Source organism: Dactylosporangium sp. NPDC050688, from assembly GCF_040654515.1.
Taxonomy (GTDB): Bacteria; Actinomycetota; Actinomycetes; order Mycobacteriales; family Micromonosporaceae; genus Dactylosporangium.
The window spans coordinates 41,718-67,458 of record NZ_JBFAIC010000040.1; the positions used below are offsets into that span (position 1 = coordinate 41,718).

General features: G+C 73.0%; 28 protein-coding genes. 12 read left to right on the forward strand and 16 right to left on the reverse strand.

All coding sequences use genetic code 11. The features are described 5' to 3' along the window. Positions 1-888: an RNA polymerase sigma-70 factor gene (locus tag AB0H83_RS31505; RefSeq protein ID WP_360101314.1), complete on the reverse strand. Its 888-nt coding sequence runs from the start codon at positions 886-888 to the stop codon at positions 1-3. A 156-nt stretch (positions 889-1,044) separates the two neighbouring features. Between AB0H83_RS31505 and AB0H83_RS31510 the strand changes: the two genes are divergently transcribed. Then, positions 1,045-1,416 carry a DoxX family protein gene (locus tag AB0H83_RS31510; RefSeq protein ID WP_360101316.1) on the forward strand — a complete coding sequence of 124 codons (372 nt, stop codon included), beginning with the start codon at positions 1,045-1,047 and terminating at the stop codon, positions 1,414-1,416. Here the strand turns inward: AB0H83_RS31510 and AB0H83_RS31515 are convergent. Continuing rightward, complete coding sequence (locus AB0H83_RS31515) at positions 1,406-2,296, reverse strand: SDR family NAD(P)-dependent oxidoreductase (RefSeq protein ID WP_360101318.1); 891 nt, start codon at positions 2,294-2,296, stop codon at positions 1,406-1,408. The two genes, AB0H83_RS31510 and AB0H83_RS31515, sit on opposite strands and share 11 nt — an antisense overlap. Before the next feature lie 49 nt (positions 2,297-2,345). Between AB0H83_RS31515 and AB0H83_RS31520 the strand changes: the two genes are divergently transcribed. Then, positions 2,346-2,681: a hypothetical protein gene (locus tag AB0H83_RS31520; RefSeq protein ID WP_360101320.1), complete on the forward strand. Its 336-nt coding sequence runs from the start codon at positions 2,346-2,348 to the stop codon at positions 2,679-2,681. Positions 2,682-2,699: 18 nt separating this feature from the next. Here the strand turns inward: AB0H83_RS31520 and AB0H83_RS31525 are convergent, their stop codons facing one another. Then, positions 2,700-3,542 carry a HEAT repeat domain-containing protein gene (locus AB0H83_RS31525; RefSeq protein ID WP_360101322.1) on the reverse strand — a complete coding sequence of 281 codons (843 nt, stop codon included), beginning with the start codon at positions 3,540-3,542 and terminating at the stop codon, positions 2,700-2,702. 58 nt (positions 3,543-3,600) lie between these two features. Further along, a complete protein-coding gene (locus tag AB0H83_RS31530; protein WP_360101324.1) occupies positions 3,601-4,062 on the reverse strand; it encodes a MarR family transcriptional regulator in 462 nt (153 codons plus the stop codon). Between the two features lie 82 nt (positions 4,063-4,144). Here AB0H83_RS31530 and AB0H83_RS31535 point away from each other — a divergent pair, with 82 nt between their 5' ends. Both AB0H83_RS31535 and AB0H83_RS31540 read left to right on the forward strand, forming a co-directional pair. Then, entirely contained in the window at positions 4,145-4,339 is a 195-nt protein-coding gene (locus AB0H83_RS31535) for a hypothetical protein (protein WP_360101326.1), read from the forward strand. 104 nt (positions 4,340-4,443) lie between these two features. Beyond that, positions 4,444-5,457: a radical SAM protein gene (locus tag AB0H83_RS31540; protein WP_360101328.1), complete on the forward strand. Its 1,014-nt coding sequence runs from the start codon at positions 4,444-4,446 to the stop codon at positions 5,455-5,457. Between the two features lie 28 nt (positions 5,458-5,485). Here the strand turns inward: AB0H83_RS31540 and AB0H83_RS31545 are convergent, their stop codons facing one another. Beyond that, entirely contained in the window at positions 5,486-6,391 is a 906-nt protein-coding gene (locus AB0H83_RS31545) for a glycosyltransferase family 2 protein (RefSeq protein ID WP_360101330.1), read from the reverse strand. Between the two features lie 29 nt (positions 6,392-6,420). Further along, a complete protein-coding gene (locus AB0H83_RS31550) occupies positions 6,421-7,773 on the reverse strand; it encodes an MFS transporter (protein ID WP_360101332.1) in 1,353 nt (450 codons plus the stop codon). 66 nt (positions 7,774-7,839) lie between these two features. Between AB0H83_RS31550 and AB0H83_RS31555 the strand changes: the two genes are divergently transcribed. The 3 genes from AB0H83_RS31555 to AB0H83_RS31565 all read left to right on the forward strand — a co-directional run bounded on the left by AB0H83_RS31555 (position 7,840) and on the right by AB0H83_RS31565 (position 9,682). After that, positions 7,840-8,808, forward strand: coding sequence for a DUF5937 family protein (locus AB0H83_RS31555; protein WP_360101334.1), 969 nt, complete (start codon positions 7,840-7,842; stop codon positions 8,806-8,808). 94 nt (positions 8,809-8,902) lie between these two features. Continuing rightward, positions 8,903-9,136, forward strand: a complete 234-nt coding sequence (locus AB0H83_RS31560; RefSeq protein WP_360101336.1) for a hypothetical protein — start codon at positions 8,903-8,905, stop codon at positions 9,134-9,136. Between the two features lie 51 nt (positions 9,137-9,187). Next, complete coding sequence (locus AB0H83_RS31565; protein WP_360101338.1) at positions 9,188-9,682, forward strand: response regulator; 495 nt, start codon at positions 9,188-9,190, stop codon at positions 9,680-9,682. Positions 9,683-9,953: 271 nt separating this feature from the next. Here AB0H83_RS31565 and AB0H83_RS31570 read toward each other — a convergent pair whose 3' ends face one another. From AB0H83_RS31570 to AB0H83_RS31580, 3 genes are all read right to left on the reverse strand, one after another. Then, on the reverse strand, positions 9,954-10,340 hold the full coding sequence (locus AB0H83_RS31570) for a hypothetical protein (protein ID WP_360101340.1): 387 nt from the start codon (positions 10,338-10,340) through the stop codon (positions 9,954-9,956). A 24-nt stretch (positions 10,341-10,364) separates the two neighbouring features. Next, positions 10,365-10,991, reverse strand: a complete 627-nt coding sequence (locus AB0H83_RS31575) for a hypothetical protein (protein WP_360101342.1) — start codon at positions 10,989-10,991, stop codon at positions 10,365-10,367. Positions 10,992-11,055: 64 nt separating this feature from the next. Then, positions 11,056-11,994 carry a hypothetical protein gene (locus AB0H83_RS31580; protein ID WP_360101344.1) on the reverse strand — a complete coding sequence of 313 codons (939 nt, stop codon included), beginning with the start codon at positions 11,992-11,994 and terminating at the stop codon, positions 11,056-11,058. A gap of 89 nt (positions 11,995-12,083) precedes the next feature. Between AB0H83_RS31580 and AB0H83_RS31585 the strand changes: the two genes are divergently transcribed. Further along, positions 12,084-13,109: a Clp protease N-terminal domain-containing protein gene (locus tag AB0H83_RS31585; RefSeq protein ID WP_360101346.1), complete on the forward strand. Its 1,026-nt coding sequence runs from the start codon at positions 12,084-12,086 to the stop codon at positions 13,107-13,109. A 74-nt stretch (positions 13,110-13,183) separates the two neighbouring features. Here AB0H83_RS31585 and AB0H83_RS31590 read toward each other — a convergent pair whose 3' ends face one another. The 4 genes from AB0H83_RS31590 to AB0H83_RS31605 all read right to left on the reverse strand — a co-directional run bounded on the left by AB0H83_RS31590 (position 13,184) and on the right by AB0H83_RS31605 (position 17,921). Further along, entirely contained in the window at positions 13,184-13,576 is a 393-nt protein-coding gene (locus AB0H83_RS31590; protein WP_360101348.1) for a DUF5713 family protein, read from the reverse strand. A gap of 82 nt (positions 13,577-13,658) precedes the next feature. Next, entirely contained in the window at positions 13,659-14,957 is a 1,299-nt protein-coding gene (locus tag AB0H83_RS31595; RefSeq protein ID WP_360101350.1) for a hypothetical protein, read from the reverse strand. Between the two features lie 598 nt (positions 14,958-15,555). Then, complete coding sequence (locus tag AB0H83_RS31600) at positions 15,556-16,128, reverse strand: hypothetical protein (protein ID WP_360101352.1); 573 nt, start codon at positions 16,126-16,128, stop codon at positions 15,556-15,558. A gap of 308 nt (positions 16,129-16,436) precedes the next feature. After that, positions 16,437-17,921, reverse strand: a complete 1,485-nt coding sequence (locus tag AB0H83_RS31605; protein ID WP_360101354.1) for a hypothetical protein — start codon at positions 17,919-17,921, stop codon at positions 16,437-16,439. Between the two features lie 365 nt (positions 17,922-18,286). Here AB0H83_RS31605 and AB0H83_RS31610 point away from each other — a divergent pair, with 365 nt between their 5' ends. After that, positions 18,287-19,084, forward strand: a complete 798-nt coding sequence (locus tag AB0H83_RS31610) for a hypothetical protein (protein ID WP_360101356.1) — start codon at positions 18,287-18,289, stop codon at positions 19,082-19,084. Here AB0H83_RS31610 and AB0H83_RS31615 read toward each other — a convergent pair. Continuing rightward, on the reverse strand, positions 19,053-21,434 hold the full coding sequence (locus tag AB0H83_RS31615) for an EAL domain-containing protein (protein ID WP_360101358.1): 2,382 nt from the start codon (positions 21,432-21,434) through the stop codon (positions 19,053-19,055). The genes AB0H83_RS31610 and AB0H83_RS31615 overlap by 32 nt on opposite strands. A gap of 189 nt (positions 21,435-21,623) precedes the next feature. After that, positions 21,624-22,022 (reverse strand): VOC family protein, encoded by a 399-nt coding sequence (locus AB0H83_RS31620; RefSeq protein ID WP_360101360.1) that lies wholly within the window; start codon positions 22,020-22,022, stop codon positions 21,624-21,626. Between the two features lie 89 nt (positions 22,023-22,111). Here AB0H83_RS31620 and AB0H83_RS31625 point away from each other — a divergent pair, with 89 nt between their 5' ends. Beyond that, the gene (locus tag AB0H83_RS31625) at positions 22,112-23,119 is read left to right on the forward strand and encodes a WYL domain-containing protein (RefSeq protein WP_360101362.1); all 1,008 of its coding nucleotides are present in this window, start codon (positions 22,112-22,114) and stop codon (positions 23,117-23,119) included. 19 nt (positions 23,120-23,138) lie between these two features. Here AB0H83_RS31625 and AB0H83_RS31630 read toward each other — a convergent pair whose 3' ends face one another. Then, positions 23,139-23,813: a cytidylate kinase family protein gene (locus tag AB0H83_RS31630; protein ID WP_360101364.1), complete on the reverse strand. Its 675-nt coding sequence runs from the start codon at positions 23,811-23,813 to the stop codon at positions 23,139-23,141. Between the two features lie 169 nt (positions 23,814-23,982). Between AB0H83_RS31630 and AB0H83_RS31635 the strand changes: the two genes are divergently transcribed. Both AB0H83_RS31635 and AB0H83_RS31640 read left to right on the forward strand, forming a co-directional pair. Next, a complete protein-coding gene (locus AB0H83_RS31635; RefSeq protein ID WP_360101366.1) occupies positions 23,983-24,342 on the forward strand; it encodes a MerR family transcriptional regulator in 360 nt (119 codons plus the stop codon). Between the two features lie 100 nt (positions 24,343-24,442). Continuing rightward, on the forward strand, positions 24,443-25,639 hold the full coding sequence (locus AB0H83_RS31640) for an FAD-dependent monooxygenase (protein ID WP_360101368.1): 1,197 nt from the start codon (positions 24,443-24,445) through the stop codon (positions 25,637-25,639). Positions 25,640-25,741 lie beyond the last annotated feature (102 nt).

Here is a 25,741-nt window from a genome sequence, read left to right on the forward strand (position 1 = left end):
TCAGCGCCGGACCGTCGTCGCCCGGTCGAGCCGGGACAGCTTCTGCGGGTTGCGCACCGCGTACAGCCCGCTGATCCGCCCGTCGTCGATGCGCACGGCGATGACGCAGTCGAGGCGGCCGTCGAGGTGCAGCAGCAGCGCCGGGTGGCCGTTGACCTGCGCCGGCTCCAGCGTCGCCGGGGCCGGGACCTTGCGCATGCCGCCGAGCAGCAGCCGGGCCACCCGGTCGGCGCCGACAACGGGACGCCGGACGGTCTGCACGTTGCCGCCGCCGTCGCCGAGCAGGACGACGTCCGGGGCGAGGACGTCCAGCAGCCGCTGCAGCCCGCCGGTCCGCACCGCCTCCTCGAACGCGGCCAGCGCGGCACGGGTCTGCGCCGCCGACGCCGTCCCCCGGGGGCGCCGGGCGGCGACGTGCGCGCGGGCACGGTGCGCGATCTGCCGGACCGCCGCCTGGGTCTTGCCGACGGCCTCGGCGATCTCGTCGTAGTCGACGGCGAACACGTCGCGCAGCACGAACACCGCCCGTTCGGTCGGCGTGAGCGTCTCCAGGACCAGCAGCATCGCCATCGACACGCTGTCGGCCAGCGCCACGTCCTCGGCCACGTCGGGGGTGGTGAGCAGCGGCTCCGGCAGCCATTCGCCGAGATAGGACTCCCGGCGCCGGCGCAGCGTCCGCAGCCGCATGAGCGCCTGGCGGGTGGTGACGCGCACCAGGTACGCCCGCTGGTCGCGCACCTCGGCGAGGTCGACGCCCGACCAGCGCAGCCACGTCTCCTGCAGCACGTCCTCGGCGTCGGCGGCGGAGCCGAGCAGCTCGTACGCGACGGTGAACAGCAGGTCGCGGTGGGCGACGAACGCCTCCGTGGCGGTATCCAGCTCAGTCATCGCGCCCCCTCCCGGCTCTGCCCCATCCGATGCCGGCCGGCGCCGCCGTGTGACACCCGTCCGCAGTGGCGCCCGTCACGCCACCGAGGGCGTCACAGGCCGGGGGCCGGCGGCATCTGGACGGGCGTCACCATTTCACGCCGACAGGAGTTTCCCATGCACGTCGCACTGTGGATCGTCGCCGGGCTGCTCGCCGCGGTCCTGCTGGTCAGCACGTCCAAGATGATCGTGCCCAGGGAGCGGATCGCCGCCATGGGCGGGCCCGCCGCACAGTGGGTCCTGGACTTCAGCCCGGGCGCGCTCAGAGTCATCGGTACCCTGGAACTGCTGGCCGCGGCCGGGCTGGTGCTACCTGCCGCGCTGGACATCGCCCCGGTGCTGGTGCCGGTCACCGCCACCTGCGTGGCAGTGCTGTTCGCCGGCGCGGCGGCGATGCGGCTGCGCCGCGGCGAGCGGGCCACGATCCTGCCCGACCTGCTCTACCTCACCCTCGCGGTCTTCCTGGCGTGGGGACGGTTCACCGGCTGACGAGATCGGCGTCGCGGTCCGTTCGCACGGCAGGGATGTCGGTGGTCACGGCCAGCGCGCGCCCGCTCTCCAGGTTGGCGGCGAGGTCCCGTACCCGGGCGACGGCCAGCTCATAGGCGTCGGAGCCGAGCACCTGGTGCAGCGGCGCCACCCCCTCACGCGCGACGGCGATGATCGCCGTGGCGGCCCTGGCCGGGTCGCCGAGCTGCGTGCCGGGCATGGCGAGGTGGGCGTCGGTCATCACCCGGATGCCGTCGTAGCCGTCGGCGACCCGCGACGGCAGGCGCAGGTTGTCGGTGCGCAGGAAATCGGTGCGCAGGTAGCCGGGCTCGATCAGGTTGACCCGGATGCCGAAGTCGGCGACCTCCGCGGCCAGCGACGCAGTCAGCCCTTCCACCGCGAACTTCGCCGCGCTGTACGCGCCCCAACCCGGGAACGTGGTCAGCCCCAGGATCGAGGAGACGGTGATGATGTGCCCGCTGCGCCGCTCGCGCATGCCGGGCAGGACGGCGCGCAGCACGTTCCAGGCACCGAACACCTGCACGTCGAACTGGGCCCGGGCCTCGGCGTCGGTGATCTCCTCGACGGCGCCGAGCAGGCCGTGGCCGGCGTTGTTGACCACGACGTCGATCGGACCGAACCGGTCCGTGGCCGCTGCCACGGCGGCGGCGACCTCCCGCTCGTCGGCGAGCTGGACAGGCAGCGCCAGCAGCCGCTCGGTGTCGGTGTCGCCGAGTGCCGCGCGCAGCCGGTCGGTCGAGCGGGTGGTCGCCGCCACCCGGTCACCGCGCTGCAGCAGCTGCTTGACCAGCTCGAGCCCGAGCCCGTGCGACGCGCCGGTGACGAACCAGGTGGCGGGTCCGGTGGTGGGGTACGGCATGACAATCTCCTTCGACGGTTCCTGTCCCCCCGACCGGGGAACACCACCCATGCTGCAAGCGGGCACCCCGCCCCGGACACGGCTGGACCGGCCCAGCCCTGCCGAGCTCGTCGACGAGCTGACCGTCAAGAGCCCGCAGTTCCGCACCTGGTGGAACGGCCACCAGGTGCACGAACGCACCTACGGCACGAAGCACATGGCCCACCCCGCCGTCGGCCCGATCACCATCCGCTACGAGGCCCTGACCCTGCCGGGCGACGAGGACCAGACCCTGTTCATCTACACCGCCGACCCGGGCAGCCCGTCGCACGACAACCTGCGCCTGCTCGCTCTCTGGGCAGCCGCCCAGCAGCAGCCGAACCCCGCCCCCCACCCCGGCGCCTGAGCGGCCCGGGCTGGAGGATCAGCGTTGCTCGGTGCGGTAGCGGGCGAGGGCGCGGGTCAGCTCCGCCGGCGGGTCTTCGTCCGGCGCGTCGCGGGCCCAGGCGTCGCGTTCGGCTTCCAGGTACGGCAGGAGCCTGGGATCGCCGGTCGTGGTGGCCAGCGCGTACAGCGCCTCGATGATGACCAGCAGGTCGCCTTCGGGCTCCGGGGCGGCCAGGTGGCGCAGGAGCTGGGGCATGGCGCGTTCGTCGCCGCGGACGGCGAGGCCGTGGACGGCCTCGGCGAGGGTGTCGGGGTCGTCGTCGCCGAGGCGGGCGGCGAGCGCGGCGCGCAGTTCCGGGAAGTCCTCGTCGGTCTGGCGGGCCAGGCCGAACGTCGCCCAGTCGCGCACGTCGTCGTCCGGGTCGCTGGACAGGGCGATCAGCGCGTCGAGCGCGGGCCGCTGCGGGCGGCGCAGCAGGCCGGACACGACGCCGCGGCGGACGTCGACGTCGGGGTGGGTGTGCAGGCGTACCAGCGGGGCGATGCTGCGCTCGTCGCCGATGTGGCCCAGGCCGACGGCGATCGAGTGGAGCACCGCCGGATGGTCCTCGTCGCCGATCATGTCGAGCAGGATCTCCAGGGCGGCGGCGTGGAACGGTCCGTCGGCCGCCGGCCTGCCCGGTCCGGCGCCGAGCTGGCTGAGCACGTCGGCGGCCAGCTCGCGGTGGGACGGGTCGGGGTCGCGGCGGTACCGGTCGGCGAGGTCGAGCGTCTCCTGGCCGCCGTGGGCCTGCAGCTGCCAGACGAGTTCCCACCGGCGGTCCTCGTCGGCGTGGAGCGCTTCCTGCATGGCCTGCGCGACGGGTTGCATGCCGCTCATCGTGTCACCGTGGCTCGCCACAGGCCGACCGCATTTCCGGGTTGCGGCGGGAAGCCGGTCACAGGTCGCGGGTGACCTCGATGACGCGGGTGAGAGCGGCGTGCAGCTGCAGCAGCTCTTCGAGGGGCATGCCGAGCCGGGCGACCACGGCCGCCGGGATCTTCTCCGCCTCGGCGCGCAGGGCCTGGCCGGTGTCGGTCAGGGTGACGGCGAGAGTCCGCTCGTCCTGCAATGCGCGCTGCCGGCGCACGAGGCCGGCTGCCTCGAGGCGCTTGAGCAGCGGTGACAGGGTGCCCGGGTCGAGCTGCAGCAGCCGGCTGAGGTCCTTGACCGACAGCGGCGCGTGCTGCCACAGGGCCAGCATCACCAGGTACTGCGGGTGGGTGAGGCCCATCGGCTCGAGCAGCGGGCGGTACAGCGCGATGACGTTGCGCGAGGCCACCGCCAGGGCGAAGCACACCTGCTGATCCAGGGCGAGGGGGTCGCGGCCTTCCGCCGTCGGGTCTGCGGTCTGGGTCACGGCGCTCAGTATTCCTCAGCGTGTCGGCGGTGTGTCAGACTCATGGTACCCCAATAGTTTGTACACCAAGGATGTGGCCGTCATGTTCAAGCGTTCCCGTGCCGGGCAGCCGAAACCGAAGAAGGACCGGGTCGGCCACTTCTTCTTCCAGATCTTCGGACCCGCCACCGTCGAAGGGGCCATCCAGGGCTGGAGCCCGCAGGCCCGCGACCAGTACAAGCAGATGCGCGAGCGGCAGAAGCGCGCCGCGGAGGAGCGCCGGCAGACCGGCGGCTGAGCCGGGCGGTTGTTTTCGGGCGACCGGTGCGGGTAGGCGGGTGCGGAAATCGCCGACCAAGAGCCGACCAAGACACGGACGCCGACGAAGACACGGAGGCCGCAGTGCCGGCAGTCGCACAACCCGCGCGCGTGCTCGACCCGTACCCGCCCTTACCGGAGGCGCTGCAGGTGGAGGTCACCTCGGCGTGCAACCTGCGCTGCGCGATGTGCCTGGTGCGGTACCGGCCGCCGGTCAACAAGCTCAGCGGGGCGATGCCGATGGCCATGTTCCAGCGCCTCGTCGACGACCTGCCCGACCTGCGGCAGCTCACGCTGCAAGGCCTCGGCGAGCCGCTGCTGGCCCCGGACCTGCTGGCGATGATCCGCCACGCCAAGCAGCGCGGCGTACGGGTCGGGTTCAACTCCAACGCGACGCTGCTCAACGCGCGCCGCGCCGCCGAGCTCGTCGACTCCGGCGTGGACTGGCTGCACGTGTCCCTCGACGGCGCCGACGCCGGGACGTTCGAGGCGATCCGGGACGGCGCGTCGTTCGACACCGTGGTGGGCAACCTCGCCGGCCTGGCCGAGGCGAAGCGGGCCGCCGGCAGCGCCACCCCGTGGATCCGGGTGGTGTTCGTGGCCATGCGCCGCAACGTCGCCCAGCTGCCCGACCTGGTGGCGCTGCTGGGCCGCATCGGCATCTCGGAGCTGCGAGTGCAGAACCTGTCGCACACGTTCGGCGACACCGACCCGTCCGGCGCGTACCGCGAGATCCGCGACTACGCCGCCGACGAGGCGCTGTGGACGGGCGAGGACCGCGCCGCCGCCGACGCCGCGTTCGCCGCCGCCCGCCGCGCGGCCGCGGACCACGCCGTCGTGCTGCGGCTGCCGAACACCGACACACACCCCGGCGGCTGTACGTGGCCGTGGGACGCCGCGTACGTGACCAGCGACGGCGTCGTCCAGCCGTGCTGCATGGTGATGGGTGACGACCGGGTGACCCTCGGCCACCTCGACGAGCAGTCGTTCGCCGACATCTGGACCGGCCCCCGCTACCAGGAGTTCCGCCGCCGCCTGGCCGGCGACGACCCGCCGGACGTGTGCCGCGGCTGTGCGCTGTACCAGGGCACGTTCTGACCGCCGGCGGCTCCGTGGCCGGGGGGTACTACGTCCGGCCGGCGGTGCTGTAGCCGGCGGTGCGTTCGCCGGCTACGAGCGCGGCCAGCTCGTCCTCGACGTCGGCCGGCACCGGGCGGCGGCGGGTCAGCGCTGCCGGCAGCCTGGCGGCGAGTTCGGCCGTCGCGCGCCGGGCCGCGCGGTCGGTGCGGGCCGCATCCAGCAGGGCCGCCGACCGTTGCACCGCGACGCCCAGCGGCCGGCGCATCCATGCGGTCAGCGCGTCGTTGCGCAGCGCGAGGGCCCGCCGACCGGCGTGCTTGCCGGCCTGGTCGGCGGCGGGCGCCGGGTGGTGGTGGGCGACGACGTCGTCGCAGTACGCCAGGCCGCGCCCGGCGACGCGCAGGTCGAGCGCGAGCCGCGCCTCCTCCCCCATGAAGAACACGACCGGGTCGAAGCCGCCCGCGGCGAGGAAGTCGTCGCGGCGCACGACCGCGGCGCAGGCGAGGAACCCGAGCACGGACGGGCCCGGCAGGTCGGCGGCCGCACCGAGCGGGCCGGTCGCCATGAACGCCGCCATCGGGTCGAGCCGCTCCTGCGGGCCGACCAGTGCGCGGGCGGCGATGAGCGCCAGCCGCGGCGCGGCGTCGAAGTGTCGCGCCGCCCGGGCCAGCGCGTCCGGCGCCCACCACGAGTCGTCGTCGGCGAACGCCACGTACGGCGTGCGTGCCGCCGCCACCCCGTGGTTGCGGGCGACCGCGCCGGCGTTGCGCCGCAGCGGTACCACCCGTACCTGCGGGAACCGTTCGGCGAGCAGCGCCGGGGTGCCGTCGGTGGAGCCGTTGTCGACCACGATGACCGGGGGCGCGTCGCCGTGCCCGGTGAGCAGGCGCAGCGTCCGCTGCAGGCCGGGGCCGCGGTTGCGGGTAGCGATCACGACGGTCACCTTCTGCATGACGCGTCCTGTGTCCCGGTCCCGGCGGGTCAAACACCGTCGCGCCGCAGGCGACGCAGGGACGGCGCCATCAGTACCGTGGCCGCTCCCGCAACCGCGATCGCCACCGCCGGCGAGGTCAGCTCGGCGACGGCGCCGAGGACGAGCGGGCCGACGCCCTGCAGCGCCATCATGCCGGTGGACAGCAGCGCGAACAGCTGGCCGCGCCGGTCCTCGGGGGCCGCGGCGAGGAACGCCCGCTGCAGGCCCAGCCCGTACGCGAACCCGATGCCGGCCACGACGAGCAGCCCGACGACGACCGGCAGCGGCGGCGCGGCCAGCAGCGCGACGAGCGGCGTGCCGAGCACCAGCAGGAAGCACGGGGAGGAGCGTTCCCGCAGCGACGGGCGCATGAACCGGCCGGCGCCGAAGTTGCCGGCGAGCATGCCCAATGCGGGTGCGGCCATGAGCAGCGCGCCGGTGCCGGCGGGGAAGCCGCGGCGAGCGCCGTACGCGACGAGCAGCGCCTCGGCGCCCGCGGCGAGCGCCGACGGCAGCCACTGCGCCAGCAGCAGCCGCCGGATGGTCCGGTCCGACAGCAGCGCGACCGCGCCGGTCCAGCTGTCCCGCACCGCCCCGGGGCGGTCCACGGCCTTGTCCCCACCCGCCGGCCGGGTGACGGCAGCGGCCGTCTCCTGGCCGCCGCCGTCTTCCGGCAGGCCCGGCCGGACGATGACCGCGGCCGTCTCCTGGCCGCCGCCGTCTTCCGGCAGGCCCGGCCGGACGATGACCGCGGCCGTCTCCTGGCCGCCGCCGTCTCCCGGCAGGCCGAGCCGGACGATGACCGCGGCCGCCACGTGGCAGCCCGCCGCGAACAGCAGTGCCGTGCGGGGTCCGACAGCGGCGACCGCGACCCCGCCGCCGGCGAGTCCGAGCAGCTGCGCCGCGGACGAGGACATGTTCGACACGGACCGGCCCAGCACGTACGCGTCGCCGGTCAGCCGTTCGGCGATCACCCGGGCCGCCGCGCCGGCGAACACCGGGGTACCGCAGGCGACGACCGCGACGAGGGTGAGGCTCGCCGCGACCGGCAGGTCGAGCCAGCCCAGCGCCGCGGCGAGGCCGGCCTCCACCGCGTACCCGGTCACGATCAGCGGCCGCGGGCTCAGCCGGTCCGTGAGTGAGCCCAGCAGCATCCCGCCGACGACCTGCGGCAGGAACCCGGCGCCGAACGCGAGCGCGCTCAGCAGCGGCGAGCCGGTGCCCGCGTACACGAGCACGGACAGCGCGAAGATCTGCAGGGAGGTGGCGCCGATCGCCAGGGTACGGGCGGTGAACAGGGCCCGGAACGACGGCTCCGCGAACACTTCGCGGTAGGTGGCCGGGCGGTCGACGACGGTCATGCCAGCAGCCTGCGGTCACGGGCGTACGGGCACGAATGATTCGTCCTGTGGCGTAAGGTCGCAGGCATGCTGCGGTTCGTCGTCGGGGCCGAGGACCTGTTGCGCACCCGGTTCGCGCTCTCGCCGGTCTTCGAGCTGCACCACCTGATCCGCGCCCTGGCCAGCCCGCACCGGCAGGGCGTGCCGGAGTCGTGGCTGGACCGGCTGCGGCCGCGGTTTTCGCCGTTACGCGCCGACCCCGCCCTGGACGCCGTCCTCGCCCTGCACGGGCCGGGGTCCGGGGCGACGTTCTTCTCCCCGCCGCCGCACGGCCTCGGGCAGAGCATCGACGACGACCTCGCCGCCATGCGCGCCGCCCCGCCCGCCGCGGTACGCGCCGAGATCGACTTCTACCTGCGCCGGCCCGACGTGCCGCCGGCCGCGCGGGCGGTCCTCACCGCGCCCGACGTCGTGGACCGCCTCGCCGCCCTGCTCGCCGCCGCGTGGACGGCGCTGCTCGCCGACGACTGGCCGCGCCTGCGGCTGCTGTGCGAACGCGACGTGGTGCACCGCGTCGGCGAGCTCGGCCGCGCCGGCTGGGCCGCCGCCCTCGCCGGGCTGCACCCGAAGGTGCGGTGGCGCGACGGCGGCATCGACCTGCTCGTGCGGGCCCGCGGCGAGACCGCCCTCGACGGCGACGGGCTGCTCCTGGTCCCGTCGGTGTTCGTGTGGCCGCAGATCGCCGTGTACGCCGACAAGCCGTGGCCCAAAGCGATCGTGTACCCGGCCCGTGGCGTCGCGACCCTGCTGGAGCACGGCCCGCCACAGGCGCCGGCGCACCTGTCGGCGCTGCTGGGCCGCTCCCGGGCGCTGCTACTGGTCACCCTCGCCGACCCGGCCAGCACCAGCCAGCTCGCCCGCGCCCTCGGCCTGGCCACCGGCGCCGTCGGCGACCACCTCGCGGTCCTGCACCGATCGAGGCTCGTCGAACGCGCCAGGTCCGGCCGGTCGGTGCTCTACCGCCGCACCCCGCTCGGCGACAGCCTGGTCGGCTGAGCCCGGTTGTCGTCCAGCTGTCACATTTCCGAAGGATTGTCGCCATGCCACCGCGTGACCATGGGGACAGGTTTCAGGTGTACGGAGGGCCGCCATGACCGCGGTGCACGGACCGGACGGGATCGACTTCAGTCTCCGCTGCGACGGCTGCGGCCTGCTGCTGCGCGGTCTCGGCGCCGCGCTGCACCGATGGGACCTGGCGTGGAGCGTGCTGCGGCGGCACGGTTGGATCGGTGCGCGCTCGACCGGCGGGCCGCACGGGTGCCCCCGGTGCGTCCGGTCCGGCACCTCGACGGTCCACGAGGACCTGCCGGACCGCCAGACTTGACCGGCCGATCGTGCGTGCCGCCGACCGTCACCGAGCCGATACCGTCGGGTGGTGAACGACGGCCTCCTCGTGAACCGTGACCAGCCGCTGCTGCAGGTGCTCATCGTCGAGGACGACCTCGGCGACGTGGCGCTGGTGCAGAGCGCCTTCGCCGAGCACAGCGCCGCCAGCCAGCTGCACCACGTCGCCGACGGCGGCGAGGCCCTCGCGTTCCTGCGACGCCAGCCCCCGTACGCCGACGCACCCCGCCCCGACCTGATCATGCTGGACCTGAACATGCCCCGCGTCGACGGCCGCCAGGCACTGACCGCCATCAAGGCCGACGACGACCTGAAGTCCATCCCGACAATCGTGTTCACCACGTCAGCGGCGGCGGACGACGTGGCGGCCAGCTACACCGCACACGCCAACGCGTACGTCACCAAGCCCATCAACCTCGACGACTACGACCGGGTCGTCATGCAGATCCGCAACTTCTACTGCCACACCGCCGCCCTGCCGAGCCGCCTGCCGGAAGAACCGGTCTCAGCCCGCTCGGGCACCTGACCGCCCAGCGTGGCTACCCCTCCGCAGGCATCGCGGGGAACACCACCACCGAGCCGTCCTTGCCGCGAGCAATCTCGATCGCCACATCCGTGGCGCGCCCGTCGACCATGACCCCGTCGCCCAGCACGGGTTGTTGGAGTTCGCTTGTGATCTTGCGCGGTTGATCGAAGTCGCGTCGTGGTCATCCAGGCGACCGGGACACGACTTGGATCTGGATGTCCACCCGGGCACGATAGCTGATCAGAAGCCCGTCGACGGGCGCGTGTCGCCGTTACGGGCTGATGACCTGCCCGCCGAGGCCGGAGCGGGACGTGGGTTGGCCGACGAGCTCGACGAGCACGTCGTCGCGGCAGTCCTCGCCGAACACGGCGGTGACGGCGTCGGTGAACGCGGCGACGAGCCGGGCGACAACGGTGGCTGCGTCCTCGCGGGCGAACACCTCTTCGCGCATGCCGAAGGTGACCGAGGGCGCGGCCGTGGTCACCGCCGCCCCGCCGCGGGCCCATCGGCCGGCGGGGATGCCGATCAGTCTGACGTCCACCGAGCTTCGGGCCCATTCGCCGTACACGGACACGACGGCACTGGTCAGTGAGCCGATCAGGTCGGGCTCGCGCCCGGCGAGGTCCGCTTCGAGCGCGTAGAGCGTCACGTGGGGCATCGGTATCTCCTCAAGGACAGCAGTTCAGCGGAGGTCGACGGGTTGCAGGCCGACCCGGACCAGGCGGACCCGACCGGCGGCGTCTCTGGCCAGGACCGGAACGCCTGACGTGTTGCGCGTGCGGACCTCGAACAGCACGTTGCGCTCGTGGACGTCGCGGTATCGCTGCTGGTACGCCTCGTACCGCCCGCCGAGGACGAGGCGCAGCACGGCGGTCAGCGGGCGGTCGAGCCAGCTCTGGCGGTCCCGGCGCCACTGAAAGCGGGCCCATTCGTAGCCGTCGACGAAATCGCGGACCTTGATCAGGCCAGTGAACCGCAGCCCGATCAGCGCCCGCGGGTCGAAGTCGACGCCGGAAATGCCTGTGACGCGGCGCTCGAAGAAGTAGGTCCCGGTGACGAATCTGCCGTTGAGGTAGGTCCGTTCGTCGATGACCTCGATGACGAAGACCCGCTGCCGGTGGTCGCAGACGCAGAAAACGGCCTTCTCCTCGCCCTTGCCGAGGTACGCGCAGCGCCACCGCGGGTCCGGGAAGTGCAGCAACCGGTCGGCGAAGGTCACGGCGGCGAACTGCTGGTCGTGCCAATCGGTGAAGTCCGCCGCGACGGCCTTGGACACCTCGATCACGGCGCCGCCCACATCGACGATCACCGCAACCCCCGAGTGATGGCCGCCACGACTGGCAGTATCGCACCCGCCGGGTCCGGCCGGTCGGTCAGCAGCGCCTGATGGATGCCAGCAGCGCGTCGATCTCCCGTTCGTACGCGGGGTCCTCCGTGTCGGCGATGGCGTGGACGAACTGGCCGTGGTCGGCCTCGACGAGCGCCTCGCGCAGGTGCCTCGGCGGGGCGCCGGCATCCTTCGGGAACACGTGCACCCAGTCGGTCGGCAGGCCGACCAGCCGGCCGCCGGTCCGGGTCACCGTGTCCGCCGGGAACGCGGTGTGCGCCAGCGAGGGTGCGCTGCCCCGGTACACGCTGGCCGACACCGACGGTCCGCCCAGCGGCGTCATCCGGTACAGGCGCAGCACGACGAACGACATGCCCGGCTCCTGGTACGCCACCCAACCGGCCGGCGTGTCCAACGCCAGGACGGGCATGCCGTCCAGGCCGGTCAGGGTCCTTGTCCCTGCCGCCGCCCCGCAGCCGCGGCCGCCCGGCGTGACGGTCGCCAGGACCCGCGCGGCGAGCGCGGCCAGTCCGTCCGGGTCGTCGACGGCGTTCGGCGACGCGAACAGCTGCACCCGTACGACGCTGGTGTCACCGGTCCGCACGAACGCGTCCGCCACCGGCACGGCCCGGCGGGTGGTGTCCAGCGGCCGGTAGCCGTAGGCCACCACGTCGCCCGGCAGCGGGATGCCGGTGAGCTGCTGACCGGCGGGCAACGGCCAGGTGGCCGCGACCGCGCCGACCGCCGCGGCCAGGTCGCCGGGCACCGTCCGGAACAGCTCGGTCGCCAGCAGCACCAACCGTTCGCCGTCCAGGTCGTACACCATCCGGGTCTCCGCCCGGTCGGACGTCGCCACGCCCATCAACGACTGCTGCCGCGCCTCGACCCGCGCCCCGGCCGGCGGCGCGACGCTCAGCCTGCCGTCGAGCAGCGACAACACCGGTCCCGCGACATAGTTCCGCCCAGCCCATCCGAGTGCTCCCACGTCCACAGAACGTAGTACACGACCGCCGTCGCCCGTGCCCGGCCGCGGCAAGGTTCCGTACACCCGCATGATCAGGTAGAAAGTGCTTCGTGTTCGAACGGTTGACCGCCGAGGCGCGGCAGGTGGTGGCGCTCGCACCGCACTGCGCGGTCGCCGCCGGCCGGTCGGAGATGACCGCGGCAGATCTCGCCGCCGCGCTGGCCGCCCAGCCGGTCGGCAACACCGCCGGTATCTGGACGTCGCCCCCGCCGGCCGCGCCCGGCCAACGCCCGTCACCGGCGGCGCCGCACCGGTTCGATGCGGTGGCACGAGCGGTACTGACGCAGTCAGCGCAGCTCGCCGTCGCCGAGTCGGCCGAGCACATCGGCACCGAGCACCTGCTCGCCGCGCTCGTGCGGAGCGGGCCACCGGACGTCGTGGCGGCGCTCGGCGCGCGAGGCGCGACAGCCGAAACCGTTGCGGCGCTACTCGCCCGGCTGGCCGGAGAGCCGGGCACCGAAGGGCCGCCGGAGGAGCCGCGGGCCGCCGAGGGGGCCGGCTCGACCCTGAGCTACACGCGCCTGACGGTCGACGCGCGCGCCGTCGTCCGCGAAGCCGCCGCGCTGTGCCGGGCCGTCGGACGCGCCACCGTGACGCCGGTCGACCTGGCCACCGCGCTCACCCTGTACGACGGCGGCAACGTGGCCCAGGTGTGGACCGCGCCGCCGGCGCCACCGCCGCACGCCGCCGCCCCGGTCGAAGACGTGGCCTCCTTGGCCGGGCCGACCGAACGGGTGCTCGCAGCGGCCACGGTGGTCGCGCGGCAGGCCGGCTCCGCGCAGGTGGGCACCGAGCATCTGCTCGTGGCGCTGATCCGGCACGATCACCCCGACGTCGTGACGCTGCTGGCCGGGCGGGGCGGCACCGCCGAGGCCGCGGACGCCCTGCTCGCGTCGCTGGCCGGCGGTCGCGGTGTCGAGACGCTGCCGGAGCCCCGCCCGGGCGTGCCGCTCAGCGCACGGCGTACCGTGCTTCGCCCGATGTCGGGGCGGCAGCGGGTCGTCGCGGTGATCGCTCTGCTCACGATCCTGGCGTTCTTCGTGGTGTGCTTCCTGGGCCCCATATTCGGCCCGTGATCAGGACACGCGCAGGCCGTCGCGTGGGCCCGGAGATACGGGTCTCGAGGACTGACGGCTTCGCCGGGTGACGGTCACCAGTCGCGCCACTCACCGGCCGCTTCGTCGACGCCACGGCGTTCCAGCAGCGCCTCGACATCGATGCCGGCCTCGGCCAGGACGTCCTCGATGTACTCGCTCAGCTCCTCCCGGGTCATGGTCTCGATATGGTGGCCGAACGCCAGGTCGACGTCGTTGAGCGCGAGCACGACCCGTTCGACCGCGGCCCACACCGCCGCGTCCGCCGGTGGTTCCAGGCTCGCGACCTCCTGCTCGTACGCCTCCAGGGCCGCGTCCACCGCGGCCACGAACGCCGGCGGGAAGAACGTCAGCGCATACGCCTCGTCCGGCGACATCGTCCCGGCGGCGACCGCCGCCTCCTGCTCCGCTGCCTCCCGCCGCCACCGGTGACTCAACCGTTCGATCATGGCGACAGCGTAGGTGGGCCGGCGGCAGCTACGTTCGGCGACTCGTGCGGGATCAGCCAGCCTGGTCGTCGCTGTCGGGCCGTCATCGCGCTCTGTCCCGGACCTTGGTGGCGCAACCGGCCGCGACCGGCGCCCATTCGGTGCCGAACACCTTCGGCGCGGCCGTCTCCGGGTCCGACCACTCGCGGACGACCGCGGCGAAGAAGTCGAGCGTCCGGTCCTCGCCGAAGCGCTGAACCAGGCACGAGACCGCGAGCAGGGCGATGCCGTAGCGGGCCGGCTGGTCGTCGCCGGACGCGTCCGCCGGCATTCGACCCAGCGTGATCGAGCCGTCCCACCGGCCGGCCCGTACGTACCGGCGGACCGACGGCAGCCGGGCCCGGGTCATGCTGCCGTCGTGGTCCGAGGCGTACTCCGCGAGCCCCTCCGTCAGCCACCAGTACGTGCCGCCGCCGAACTCGTCACCGACGCTCACCACGTGCGTGAACTCATGGGTCAGCAGCCGCGGCAGGCCGTCCGGATTGCCGCCGGCGCGGATCGCGACCCCGTAGGAGCCGTGGGCGGAGCCGTCGAAGTCCGGGTCCTCACCGTTCCACCAGGTGCGCCACTCCTGCGGACCGGCAACGTAGACGACGTAGCGTTTCGGCGCCGGCCCCCACCGGGCGAAGCGGTCGGCGACCGCGGCGGCCTGCTCGGCGGCGGCAACGGTACGGTGGACCTCCCCGGCGGCCATGCTGACGGGTGCGGCCACGATCACCCGGCTCCCGACGACGGCCTGCAGCGGCGTCAGGTCCCACGGCAGCACCGTCCGCTGGAACGAGGTCGCGACCGCGCGCCCGTCCCGGACCGTCCACCTGCTCGGCAGGACCAGCTCGACCGGCTTGCAGTCGGCGGTGCCGAGACAGTAGCCGATCGTGACGGTGACCTCCTGCCGGTCGTGGGCCTCCCGCGGCATCCGCGACACCTTCGCCGTCCACGCCGCGACCCCGAGCGCCCGCAAGGAGTGGAACCGTTGCGTGAACTCGTCGTGCAGCGACGGGTCGGCAGTGACGAGGTAGCCGGCGAGGTCGCCGGCGAGCAGCGCCCGGCCCTGCGCGGCGAGCGCCTCGTTGATGAACTCCGCCTTCTCCTGCGCCCAGCTTTTCGTCGCCGGGGCGCTCGCGACGGCCGCGGGCTTCGGCGCCGCCGTACCGATGGTGAGGTACAGCGCCGCGACCAGCCCCGCCGCCAGGAATCCGGCCAGCACGAGCCACGGCCACGATCGGCGCCGCTCGGCAGGCTCGGGCGGCGGCACCAGTGTCGTGAACGGCATCGGCACGCTGAGCCGGCTCGTACCGACGAACTCGACCGGCCGCGGTTCGCCGTCTCTGTCAAGGTCCACGCGCGCAAGATACCCGCGCCGCTCGGGCTGCCGGCCAGCCGTCCCGCCCGCGCGGAGCGGTCGTACAGAATGCTTGACCACCTGATGGTCACACCAGCCCAGAGCTACCGTCTCGGCATGACAGCATGGTGTTGAGCTCCCCAGGCCGGTCCGGTCGACCGCCGCCACGTCGCACCGCGGAGATGTCGTGAAACGTCGATACGCTGAATACCGGCCTGTGACGCCGTGGCGCCGGTTCTGGCGTCATGTCCGGCTGTTCCGCAGGGTGCAACTGAACCTGGCCGGCTGGTCGGCGGTCGCGGTGCTGTGTCTGGCCGGCGCGGGCGTCGGTTACGGCGGGAGCCGGCTCCTTGACCTGCCGGTCGCACCTTGCCTTGCCGGGGCACCTTGGCGGTACTGGCCGGTCTGTTCGTCCTGGATCGCCGGCGATGGGCCCGGCTCCGTCGCGGTGGTACAGGCGAACGCTGACCGCTCCACCGCCTGGCCGCCGCTCCGCGGCACATCGCGGGCAAGCGGCCCTATGGGACGGCGACACACGAGGCTCGTTCGTCGACCTCGTCGCGATCGTGGACCGACCGGGCCGGCACAGCATGCTTGCCTATGCCGGCCGGCGTGGTGTGGGCAGGTCGCGTTCTTCGATGCCCGTACCGGCGACCCAGCGGTAGAACATCCGGTGTTGCGGCGCGTACGACCAGCCGCTGGGGCCGCTGTAACTGCTGCCGAAATCGGTGTGTGACGGTGGACTGGCGATGCTGAGGTCCGGCAGATGTGCCACGACGTCGCCGTCCAACGAGACGAGGAAGCAGCCGTTGCCGTCGGTGAGCGCGACCAGGCAACCGGACTCCGGGTCGTAGTGCAGCTGGCCCTTGACCTCGCCGTACTCGTTGCGCGGAAACACGTCGCAGTCCGCGAACGAGTTGGGCGCGAGCCGGCGGTCCGCGTCGCCGGGGCGGGGCAGGTCCGGGATCGTGAAGAAGGCCAGCTGACGGTACCTGTAGTCGGCGGTTTCGTCCTCGTCCAGGAGGTCCACACTGTCGTCCAGGGCGAGGACGAACGTCCGGTCGTCGACGAATGCGCACGGCCGGTCCCAGTTGTACCCGAAAGCCGTGGTGACCGGGATGCTCGTCGGCTCATACCCGGTCAGGAACGCCTCGGTGGAGACGACCCGCACGACCGTGGCCGGGCTACCTCAACCTCGACGTGGTCCATGACCGCATCGTGCACGTCGAAGTGTTGCACCGGCGACCGCTGTGCTGACCGGCGTCCGCGCCGGCACCGGCGGCTGTCCCCCGGCACGGTCGACGACCGGCCACGGCCCGCTGCCGGCGGCGAACGGCTGAGGGGCGCCGTCAGCCGCTTGTTCGATGAACTTCCGCGGCGCGCGGTGCGATGATGGCGGTGGACCGACCTCATCTGCGGCGGCTTTCCCGGCATACGGGCGCTGAGGGCGGACTGGAGGTGCCGTGCTGGTCAGCGACGTCATGGCGGCGTTTCCGGCCTACATACGGCTGGGGCTCGACCATCCGGCGGGCCGCCGAGGTGATCAGCGTGTCCGAGGTCGGCCAGCTCATGGTCCTGGACCACGACGGGCGGTTCGTCAGGTCGGTGTCCGAGGACGACCTGGTGCGCGCCATGCTCCCCGGTTTCGACGACGTGACCGAGGCCGGTGGCACGCTCGCCGACGCGTTCCGGCTGTTCTACAACTGGAGGCCGCGGCGCAAGCATCCGCTCTACCCGGTCAAGCTCGTTCCAGGCGCGCGACTCGTATCCATCTTCGTCGCTCATCCGGCGCAGCCGCACCAGGGCATGCGCGTTCCGGCGCAGGGCCAGCCCGACCGCCGCGTCGATTTGCGACGCCCTGTTGTCGCTGTCCAACTCGGCGGTGAGCATTTCGCGCAGCGCGGGCGTGTCGACCCTGGCGTGGACGAGCGCGGCCCTGGCCGTCGCCCGGACCGTCGGGTCCGGGTCCCGAGCCAGGCGCAGCATCGTGTCCAGGGCAGGCCCCTGCCAATCCGCTCCCGCGTGGTCGAACAGGCCCATGGCTACGCGCCGGCGTATCTCCGGGCGATGGTCCGCGGCGAACGGCAGGAGTTCGTGCAGGGTCGGATGGCGCTCGCTGAAGCCCGCAAATGCTCCGAGCACCTCGCACAGTGTCTCGGTGTCGGTCTCGGCCGCCATCCGCGCCCGGAGCACCGCCCGGGCGTCGGCGGCGTACGACGTGCCGGCGACCTCCCCGTCGACCGTTGACATGTGCAGCAGCTCGGCGGTGAAGCGGCGCACCGCGGCGTCCTCATCGGCGAGCCGGGCCGTCGCCCACCAGAAGGTCCCCTCCGCCGGGAACCGCCTCCGGGCGGCGAGCTGCGACTCCGACCAGGTGCACGACTGCGGATCCGCCGACCACAAGGCCCGCGCCAGCAGCTCGTCGCGTGAGACCCGCAGGTCCAGGTGTTGCTCCAGGACGGTGACGACGGCTCGGTGCTCGGTGAGGACCTCCGCCCACTCGCCGCTGGTCGTGCGCAGACGGATCCGCCGTGCCCGGGTTTCGTACTCGTCGACCCTGATGTGATCGCGGACCACCGTGACAGATGCATCGCCGGCCGAACCCGCCCGGTGGCGCAGCTCGGCCTCCAGGTCGACGTCCAGCCAGGCCCGCGCCGCTGCAAGCGCACGCCGCAGGGTGGCGCGCGGCGCCGGGTAGCGTTGCAACAGGGCTTTCAACAGGACACTGGCCCCGTGGTCAGCCGCCCACACCGCCGGGTCGATGCTGCCCCACGGCCCGGACGGCAGGGCCGCACCGTACCCGTAGAGCAGCTGCGCGAGACCCGGGCCACCCGACCGGACCACCTCGCTGGCCAGCGCCCGGCCCTCCTCCTGCCAGCAGTCCGGATGCGGGAGATCAAACAGGAACTGACGCACCGCCGCCACGTCACCGCCCCGGATGGCATCGATCACCGCCTGATCCACCCGGCCATTCTGCGCCCTTCCGTCTGGCGAACGCACGCTTCTCGGCATTGTGCGCACCCAGGATGATCAGCTCTGACCGTCGACCAGTCCGGGCCACAGCGGCAGAGGCGCGTCGTGCAGCGTCCGTGCGGCCGCACCCGCCGCGCCCCACGCCAGCAACGACGCGGGCGACGGCTCGCCAGCCAGCCGGTCGACGAACGCCGGTGCCGCACCCGGCTACTCGTTCCACGGATTCCGGCTGAACACTGCCTCACCACGGGCATGTTCGGCGCTGGCACGAGCGGGGAGGGCGGTGCCGAGGAATGCCGCTCACCCGGGCCTGAACCGTTCCACCGGGAGAACCATGCGGACGGTACGGTGTGCCGGTGGCCGGGCTGAGCATCGTCGTGTGTCTGCCGCCGGTGGCCGCGGCGGACCTGACCGGCGCGATCGGTGCGGCGATGGCGCCGTTCGAGGCGATGTGCGGGTACGCGGCCGAACGGGATCAGTGGGAGTCGTGGTCCATCGCCACGGTCGGCGGGTTCCGGCTGCGGCCCGGTGCCGCCGAGGACCCCCGGATCGTCCAGCCGCGGCCGGACGGCACCTGCGCGGGCGGACCGCGGGGACTGCTCGACCTGACCGGTCCCAGTGATGCGGCCCAGGTCGCGGCCGGACAGCTGTGGGACCTGTTCCACGAGGTGCGGGCGGACCTGCCGCCGGCGCTGCCGCTGGAGCACCTCGCGGCACTGCCGGAGTACCAGGTGCCGTACGTGCCGGTCGAGCCCGACGGCGCCGGCGGCTACCGTCTCGTGCCGGACCCTGGCCGGGAGGGGGCGCGCCGGCGGTACCGGGACCAGCCGTTGATCCGGCGGCTCGAGGCGGCACCGTGCTACGAGGCGGGCGTCGTGCACCGGTTGCCGGAGATGCTGCACTGGTTCACGCTGTCCCGCGAGCAGTACGTCTCCGCCAGGGCCGAAGAGGTGCAGCGCAACGCCGAGCTGCTGACGGTCGACGGCTGGTGGATCGAGCGGGGCTACCCGCCGGTGCACGGCGCGTGCGACAGCCTTGCCACCTGCCCGCACCGGGAAGGGCGCACCGAGCCGTGGACGTGGGTGGAGATCGCGGCACACCTGGAGGGGCTGGAGGGCGACGTCATCCTCGTGCAGTTGCGTTGCCACGTATGAAGTCGGGCGTCGACTGCTGGCGGGCGAGCAGCACGCCGATCTCGCCGGCGGTCATCGGGCGGGCCAGGTGGTACCCCTGCCCGACGGTGTAGCCGAGCTCACCCAGCACCACGGCCTGCTCGGCACTCTCGACGCCCTCGGCGACGGTGTCCAGGCCGAGCGCGTGCGCGAGCTGGACCACGGCCCGGGCCACCGCCTGCCGGGCGTCCGCGGCCGCCGGCCGGCCGTCGTCGATCTCGATGCCGTCCACGAACGACTTGTCCAGTTTGACGATCGCGGCGGGGAACGCGCGCAGCAGGCTCAGCGACGACTCGCCGGTACCGAAGTCGTCCAGCGCCAGGCGGATGCCCATGCGGGCCAGTTCGTACAGGGTGCGCGACACCTGCTGCCCGCGCAGCACCGCTGACTCGGTCACTTCGAGGACCAGCCGCCGGCACGGCAGCCCGCTGTCGGCGAGGGCGGCGGTCACGTCGGCGACGAAGTCGGGGTCGTGCAGCTGCCGGGCGGACACGTTGAGGCCCGCCTCCTCCAGCGCGTCCGGCCCGAACTCCGCGAGCCACGCTGCCGCCTGGTGGCAGGTCTCGCGCAGCACGTACCGGCCCAGCGGGACGATGAGGCCGGTGCGTTCGGCGGCCGGGATGAACTCGGCCGGACTGATCACCCCCTTGCTCGGGTGGTGCCAGCGCACAAGGGCCTCGACCCCGATCATGCGGTGGTCGGCGAGGCGCAGGATCGGCTGGTACACCACGCGCAGCTCACCCTCGTCGAGGGCGCGGCGCAGCTCCCCGCCGAGCTGCATGTGCGCCAGCACCGGCTCGCCCATGCCGTCGGTGTAACGCACGAAGCTCGCCTTGCCGCGTTGTTTCGCCGTGTACATGGCGACGTCGGCGTCGCGCAGCACCGAGTCGACGGTCGCGCCGGGGTGGGCGTCGGCGATGCCGATGCTGGCCTGGACCAGCAGCCGGTGCTCGCTGATGGGCTGGTTGAGCGCGGCGAGCAGCCGGCCGGCCAGCTCCTCCGGGTCGGCGTCGGGGGCGGTGAGCAGCACCGCGAACTCGTCGCCGCCGACACGCACCGGCAGCCCGTCGCCGCCGACCTCGGCGGCGAGCAGCTGCGCGACCGAGACCAGCAGCTCATCGCCGACGCCGTGGCCGAGCAGGTCGTTCACGGTCTTGAAGTCGTCGAGGTCGACGAGCAGCACCGACGCGCGGCCGGTCCTGGCCAGGGCGGTGGTGAGCCGCCCCCGGAACAGCGCCCGGTTCGCCAGGCCGGTCAGACCGTCGTGGCTGACCTGGTACTGCAGCCGCTCCTCCTGCACGCGGGTGTTGCGCAGCAGCAGCGTGTTCTCCCGGAACGCGAGGAACTGCCGTACCGTGACCAGGCCCGTCACGACGACGGCGGCGATGACGACGACCCGGCTCGGCCAGTGCATCGGCGCCCCGCACGCCATCGCCAGCAGCGGCACGTCGACCGCGATGACGGCCAGGTACGGCAGCAGCACACCGCTGGGGCCGATGTCGCGGCGCGACCCGAGGTCGGCGCGGCGCTGGGCGGCGACGCCGAACGCGATGAGCACCGGCGCGAACGGCATCACGATCGCCTGGGCGGGGACGCCGCCGGCGTAGCCGTACTGCACGGCGAGCACGGCGACGATCCCCGCGGGCACCCCACCGGCGGCCGCGACGAGCCGGATCGCGGTACGGTCGACGGGCCCGCCCATCACGTACGACACTTTTGTCGCGGCGCCGACGGTGACCAGGAACGCCATTCCGACCAGCACCATCGCCTGCCGGCTCCACGGCTCGCGGGCCGAGAGCATGGGGGCGAGACCCACGTACCAGAGCACCGCCGCGCATCCGAGGAACGCGATGGCGCGGTCCAGCAGCATCCGCCACCGCTCGGCCCGGCCGGCGACGGCGACCGGGACCCGCGCGACGGCCCAGATCGCGATGAGGAAACCGATCGCGACGCAGGCCGCGGCGGGCACCGGCATGCTGCGCGTGTGCGCCTGCGCGGCGTGGGTGAGCATGTCGACGGCCAGCCACGCGTACCCGGCGGCGATGATGGCGACGGCGAACAGCACGGCGCGCCAGAAGCGCCGGGCGACCGGGTCGAGGTCACCGTGCCGGATGAGCCCGCGCACGGCCCCGGCCGCGAACACACCGCCGGCCGGCGCGAACGTGTACGCCAGCGCTTCGGTGCCGGCGCCGACGGTGAGGTAGGCGACGCACCAGGCCGTGCCGGACACCGCCACCGCGACGGTGGCCGCGACACAGGCCCGGATGGTCCGGTCCGCGCCGGTGACGCCGGCCGCGAGGGTCGCCGGCGATCGAAGCGCGTCCCGCGTCACGGCCCCGACAATATCGTGCCGGTTGTGTACCGGATCTCACCCGAACGTTTGAGCTTCGCCGATATGCGCACAGTCCGGGGCATGGCGGGAAGGCCATCAGATTCCACCGCCGGGGCGCCGCGATCGAGAGGAGCGGGACCGGCACGCGGGTGGGCGCTGCTGCCGTCACGGCCGGCTGACGACCGGCGATCAGCGCTGCTGCCGGGCGATCGCCTCGGCGCTGACCGGCGTGAACAGGTTGACCAGCGTCCCGTCGGGGTCGCGGAACAGCAGCGATCGGTTGCCCCACGGCATCGTGGTGGGCTCCTGAACGAGCTCACCGATCATGTCCCGCAGCCGAGCGAACTCGGCGTCCACATCGTCCACCCGGAACTCGACGATCGCCGTCCGGTTGGCGGCCGGCTCGGCCGAGCCTTCGCCGAAGAGCTTGACCGTGGCGGCGCTGCCGATCGCGAGGGTCGCCCCCGGCAGGACGACCTCGGCGAAGTCGGGCGTGTACCGGCGGGCGGTCTGCCCGGTGACCTGCTCGTAGAAGTCCGTGAGACGGCCGACCTGGCCGGTGATGATACGGACCGACGCGAAAATCATGACGTTCTCCCTCGTGCGCTGTGGGCGTGAACCCAGGCTAGGAGCGATACCGGACATGTTCCGCCCGGTATCTGGAAGAATCTTGATCCATGCCGCGACCGACCGCGCGGGTCCTCGCCCTCCTGGAGATCCTGCAGGGCGGCGGTACCCACACCGCTCTTGACCTGGCCAGGCGCCTCGACGTCGACGAACGCACCGTGCGCCGGTACGCCGAGCACCTGCTCGATCTCGACGTGCCGGTCGAATCGGTACGCGGACGGTACGGCGGCTACCGGCTGGCGCCCGGATTCCGGATGCCCCCGCTCATGCTGACCGACGAGGAAGCACTTGCCGTCCTCCTCGGCCTGGTGGCGGGCCACCGAGCCGGCCTGGCGACCGCGTCGAGGGAGGCCGCCGAAGCGGCAGCGGCCAAGGTACGCAGGGTGCTGCCCAGTACCCTCGCCGCGCGGCTGGACGCGCTGTTCGCGACCACCGACTTCACCGCACCCGAGCGCGAGACAACCACACCGGAGACCTCCGTCATGCTCCGGCTGGCCGCGGCGGCCCGGCAGCGCCGACCCGCGGTGATCGTCTACACCAACCGCGGCGGCCGGCGCAGCGAGCGAACCGTGCATCCGTACGGCATCGTCGCGCACTCCGGACGTTGGTACGTGACCGGCCCCGACTCGGTCTCGGGAGAGCTGCGTACCTTCCGACTCGACCGGATCACGCAGGTACGCCTGGCGCAGGGCACGTTCACGGTGCCCGACGGTTTCCGGCCCGCCGACGTGGTCCGCGCGAGCCTGGCCGGCACCCCCTGGCGCCACGAGGTCGCCATAGCGGTGCAGGGCACGGCCGACGAGGTACACACGCGGCTGCCGCGAGGCATCGCCACCGTCGAACCGCACGCCGGACACGGCCCGGACTGGGTGCTGGTACGGCTGCGGGCGCAGCAGCTCGACTGGCTCCCAGGCGTCCTGGCCGAGCTCGGACGCCCGTTCCTGGTGGAAGAGCCCGCCCAGCTCCGCGACGTCATCAGCGCCTGGACCCACCGCGTCGCGGGCTGCGCGACCGCAACGACACCACAGGAGGCGACCGCGGCCTGGTACGGAACATGACATCCCGCATTGACTGCGGTCAGCGTGTTCGGGTCTCCCAGACGGGCCGCTGGGGCTCGTCGTTGTGCACGATGATGTCGGCGTGATCGGTCGGGCGGACCGTAGCGAAGTAGAGCTGCTGGGAGGGGATGTACCGCTCGCGCCAGCGCCGTTCGACCTCGGCGCGTGATGACACCTGGCGCTCTCGGATCACGGCACGATCCACGGTTTTCTCGAGCGTGGTCGACACGAAGATGCGCAGATCCCACCGATCCATCAGTTCCGGGCGCATGAGGAAGACGCCGTCGAAGACCAGCACGGCGTCGGCTGGGGCGGTCGTGACCGGCGGGGACAGCACGGCGTCCGCGGTGCGGTCGTAGACCGCGTGTTGGAAGCGCCGGTCCCCGCCCGGGCCGAGCGGGTCGAGCAGCACCCGGTTCAGCGCGTCGTAATCGTGGGCGTCGAAGTAGCAGCCTTCGGCTGAGTACTCGCCGCGCGGATAGCGCCGTGCCCGGGGGAAGAGGAAATCGTCGATCGTCGCGCGGATGACGTCGCGGCCCTGCGTGCGCAGGACGGCGGCCAGCTCGTCGGCAAGCGTGGTCTTGCCCGCGGCGGGCGGGCCGTCGATGGCAACCCGCCGCGGGTGTGCGGCGGTGGTGGATCCGACTGCCTCAGCCAGGCGGCGGAGCAGCTCGTCGCGGGTGCCTTGGTCCATGTCCTGCCCCGTCCTGGCTTCGCGAAGGTCGCCGTATCGTGCCGAGCCGCATCCGGAACGTCGCCCAGTCCCAAGGTCACGGGGCAGGAGTCCGCCGGCGTTGGTGTCAGCGGCCGCCTGGACGGCTTCCTGCTACAGGCTACGAGCGTGGGCGGGGCATCATCGAGGGATGATGATCGGCGAGAGGGCTGCCCGGACGGGGGTCCCGCAGCGGCTGCTCCGGTACTACGAGGAGCAGCGCCTGATCACGCCTGGGCGGGATGTGAACGGCTACCGGATGTACTGCGACCCGGGAGTGGAACGCGTCGCCCAGATCCGTGCCCTGCTTGCCGCCGGGCTACCGACCCGGATGATCCGGGACCTGCTGCCGTGCATGCGGGGGCCGGATCCGACCGCGCTGGACGGTGTCGACGCGGAGTTTGTGGCCGCGCTGCGCCGCGAGGCCGCCTCGCTGGGGGCCCGGATCGACGACCTGACCGCTCGGCGTACCGCGATCCTCGAGTTCGTCGATGTGATCGCGGGCACCTGACCTTCTCCCTGCTGTGAGGGCTGGACACCGTCCGTTTCGTGCTGCCGACCGTGTCAACGTAGGTTGACGCCGGACTACGTGTCAAGTTAGGTTGACGGTCATGTCAACCAAGGCTGACACCCTCGGCGTAGTTGTCGTCGGCGCCGGACCGACGGGCCTGCTGCTCGCCGGAGACCTCGCCGCCGCCGGCGTCCGTGTGGTCGTTCTGGACCGCAACGCCGAGCCGGTGCAGACCCCGAAAGGCAACGGCGTTGTCGGCAGGGCCGTCCTGGAGTTGCGGCGGCGCAAGCTCCTGCGCGGCACCGGCCTGCGGGTGGTACGGCCACCGCGGTTTCGCTTCGGCCCGTTCACCCTCGAACTCGGCCTGCTGCGCAGTCCCCTCCACGTGCTCCCGGTGCCGCAGCACCGGCTGGAACTGCTGCTGGCGCAGCGCGCCGTGCGCCTCGGCGCCACGGTCCAGCGCGGGCGCGAGGTCACCGGGTTCGAGCAGGACGGCGACGGCGTGACCGTCCAGGCCGCCGCCGGCGGCTCGCCCGTCGAGCTGCGCACCCGGTACCTCGTGGGCTGCGACGGCGCACGGAGCTTCGTGCGCAAGTACCTCGGTATCGGCTTCCCCGGCGTCACGAGCGCCAACATCTCCCGGCTGGCCCGGGTCACCATCCCGGCCGGGGCCGTAGCCAGGGTCGGCGATCGCATCGAGGTGCGCGGTGTCGGGCCGCTCGTGCCCTTCCGGCCCAACCGGACCGGGCACGGGTCGATCACCATCGCCCCTGCCGACGCGCTCGACCGCTCCGCGCCGGATGACGTGTACATCGTCAGCACGCACGAACCGCGTGGTGACAGCGAGCCGACCGACGAGCTCAGCGACGACGAGCTGCGGGCGAGCCTGCGCCGCGTCCTGGGTGCCGACCTGCCGTACACGACGGCCGTTGCCGCGAGAAGCGTCGTGGCGAACAGCCGGCACGCGGAGCGGTACCGCGAAGGCCGGGTCTTCCTCGCCGGCGACGCCGCGCACATCTTCAGTGCCGGCGGCTCCGCCATCAACGCCGGCCTGCTCGACGCCGTCGCCCTCGGCAGGACCCTGGCGGCGGTGCTGCGCGGCGCGGCGCCGCAGGCCGAGCTCGACGCGTACCAGTCGGAGCGGCGCCCGGCTGCGCAACGCACGCTCGCGCTCACCCGCCTGCAGGTCGCGCTCGACGCCGACGACGAGACCGGCGAGGCGCTGCGCGACGTGCTCGGCGATCTGGTGCGGGACCGCGCGACCGCGCGCCGGGTCGCGGCGCTCATCGAAGGCTGAGCCGGGCGACCGCCGGCGACGTGATCGCCGGCACTTGACCTTCTCACTGATGTGAGGGGTGGACGCTGCTCTTCCGGCAACCGGAAGAAGGAGTACGCCACC

Coding starts and splice junctions, on each gene's coding strand:
- AB0H83_RS31505 (WP_360101314.1), bottom strand. CDS start 888: ATGACTGAGCTGGATACCGCCACGGAGGCGTTCGTCGCCCACCGCGAC.
- AB0H83_RS31510 (WP_360101316.1), top strand. CDS start 1,045: ATGCACGTCGCACTGTGGATCGTCGCCGGGCTGCTCGCCGCGGTCCTG.
- AB0H83_RS31515 (WP_360101318.1), bottom strand. CDS start 2,296: ATGCCGTACCCCACCACCGGACCCGCCACCTGGTTCGTCACCGGCGCG.
- AB0H83_RS31520 (WP_360101320.1), top strand. CDS start 2,346: ATGCTGCAAGCGGGCACCCCGCCCCGGACACGGCTGGACCGGCCCAGC.
- AB0H83_RS31525 (WP_360101322.1), bottom strand. CDS start 3,542: ATGAGCGGCATGCAACCCGTCGCGCAGGCCATGCAGGAAGCGCTCCAC.
- AB0H83_RS31535 (WP_360101326.1), top strand. CDS start 4,145: ATGTTCAAGCGTTCCCGTGCCGGGCAGCCGAAACCGAAGAAGGACCGG.
- AB0H83_RS31545 (WP_360101330.1), bottom strand. CDS start 6,391: ATGCAGAAGGTGACCGTCGTGATCGCTACCCGCAACCGCGGCCCCGGC.
- AB0H83_RS31550 (WP_360101332.1), bottom strand. CDS start 7,773: ATGACCGTCGTCGACCGCCCGGCCACCTACCGCGAAGTGTTCGCGGAG.
- AB0H83_RS31555 (WP_360101334.1), top strand. CDS start 7,840: ATGCTGCGGTTCGTCGTCGGGGCCGAGGACCTGTTGCGCACCCGGTTC.
- AB0H83_RS31560 (WP_360101336.1), top strand. CDS start 8,903: ATGACCGCGGTGCACGGACCGGACGGGATCGACTTCAGTCTCCGCTGC.
- AB0H83_RS31570 (WP_360101340.1), bottom strand. CDS start 10,340: ATGCCCCACGTGACGCTCTACGCGCTCGAAGCGGACCTCGCCGGGCGC.
- AB0H83_RS31590 (WP_360101348.1), bottom strand. CDS start 13,576: ATGATCGAACGGTTGAGTCACCGGTGGCGGCGGGAGGCAGCGGAGCAG.
- AB0H83_RS31620 (WP_360101360.1), bottom strand. CDS start 22,022: ATGATTTTCGCGTCGGTCCGTATCATCACCGGCCAGGTCGGCCGTCTC.
- AB0H83_RS31625 (WP_360101362.1), top strand. CDS start 22,112: ATGCCGCGACCGACCGCGCGGGTCCTCGCCCTCCTGGAGATCCTGCAG.
- AB0H83_RS31630 (WP_360101364.1), bottom strand. CDS start 23,813: ATGGACCAAGGCACCCGCGACGAGCTGCTCCGCCGCCTGGCTGAGGCA.
- AB0H83_RS31635 (WP_360101366.1), top strand. CDS start 23,983: ATGATGATCGGCGAGAGGGCTGCCCGGACGGGGGTCCCGCAGCGGCTG.
- AB0H83_RS31640 (WP_360101368.1), top strand. CDS start 24,443: ATGTCAACCAAGGCTGACACCCTCGGCGTAGTTGTCGTCGGCGCCGGA.